The following is a 1,518-nucleotide window of genomic DNA, read 5'->3' as shown; positions in this document are numbered from 1 at the left end:
CTCCTCGATGCCGCGGCTCTGCAGGTAGAACAGGTGCTCGTCGTCGAAGCGGCCGGTCGTGGACGCGTGACCCGCGCCCTCGATGTCACCGGTCTCGATCTCGAGGTTCGGCACCGAGTCGGCCGTGGCGCCGTCGGTCAGCACGAGGTTGTCGTTGCTCTCGTACGTCAGGATGCCCTGGGCTTCCTTGCGGATCAGGACATTGCCGATCCAGACGGTGTGAGCGTCCTTGCCCTGCAGCGCGCCCTTGTAACCGACGTTGCTCTTGGTGCGCGGCGCCGTGTGGTCGACGAACAGCCGGTGCTCGATGTGCTGGCCGGCGTCGGCGAAGTAGACGCCGAGCATCTCGACGCTGCCGCCGGTGCCGATGTAGTCCGCCGAGGTGCTCGCGCGTACGACATCGCCGCCGAGCGAGACCGCGATGTGGCGGAACTCGGCGTCGCGGCCGACCCGGGCGTGCTGGGTGACGACGTGGACGCTGTCGTCGTTCCAGTCCTGGATCGTCACGAACGTCAGCTGGGCGCCGTCCTCGAGGACGACCTCGATGTTCTCGGCCCAGGTCGCCGAGCCGTCGTAGTCGACGACGACGACGGCCTTGGAGAACTGGCCGGCGCGTACGAGCAGGTGTCCCGCCGCGGCCTTGTCGAGGCTCTCGCCGTGCAGGCGGATCGTGGTGGGCTCGTCGATGACGGCGTTGGCCGGGATCGTCACCTCGAAGACCGAGCGAGCGGCCTCCCAGGCGCGAGCCGACACGCGGTCGACGGGCACGTAGCCCGAAGCGCCGCGTGCGGAGTCCTCGACCGGTACGGAGACCGCCGTGACGCCCTCAGCGGCGTCGACCTCGACCTTGAAGTCCTCGCCGTCGAGCGGAGTGTCCTGGTGCAGGCCACGGAGGCGCTTGAGCGGGGTGAATCGCCAGATCTCCTCGAAGCCCGTCGGGACCGCGTGGTCCTCGACGACGAACGACCCCTCAGGGTGCAGGTGAGATTCAACCTTGCTGAGTTCCAGGGCTCCTCCGAGACCGGTCTTGTCAGCTTGGGTTGTCGTTGTGGCGGTCAACCGACAGCCCCTTCCATTTGCAGTTCGATCAGGCGGTTGAGCTCGAGGGCGTACTCCATCGGCAGCTCACGCGCGATCGGCTCGACGAAGCCGCGGACGATCATCGCCATGGCCTCGTCCTCCTCCATGCCGCGTGACATGAAGTAGAAGAGCTGGTCGTCGCTGAGCTTGGAGACCGTGGCCTCGTGGCCGAGCGTCACGTCGTCCTCGCGGACGTCGACGTACGGGTAGGTGTCGGAGCGGCTGATCTGGTCGACCAGCAGCGCGTCGCACTTGACCGTGCTGGCCGAGCCCTCGGCGCCCTCGAGCACCTGCAGGAGGCCACGGTAGGACGTGCGTCCACCGCCACGGGCGACCGACTTGCTCAGGATCGAGCTCGACGTGTTGGGCGCGGCGTGGACCATCTTGGCGCCGGCGTCCTGGTGCTGGCCCTCGCCGGCGAAGGCGATCGACAGCGTC

The 1,518-nt window shown here is 68.0% G+C and carries 2 protein-coding genes; both read right to left on the bottom strand.

The features are described 5' to 3' along the window. On the bottom strand, window positions 1-1,059 hold a 1,059-nt coding region (gene sufD / locus V6M46_RS04425; RefSeq protein ID WP_332662563.1), incomplete at its 3' end, for a Fe-S cluster assembly protein SufD. Next, window positions 1,056-1,518: SufD family Fe-S cluster assembly protein (locus tag V6M46_RS04420; protein WP_332662562.1), on the bottom strand; the 463-nt coding region annotated here is incomplete at its 5' end. The genes V6M46_RS04420 and sufD, both read right to left, overlap by 4 nt.

The sequence above is a fragment of the Aeromicrobium sp. genome, from assembly GCF_036676885.1.
Classification (GTDB): Bacteria; Actinomycetota; Actinomycetes; order Propionibacteriales; family Nocardioidaceae; genus Aeromicrobium.
This window is presented reverse-complemented; position numbering and strand designations above follow the sequence as displayed.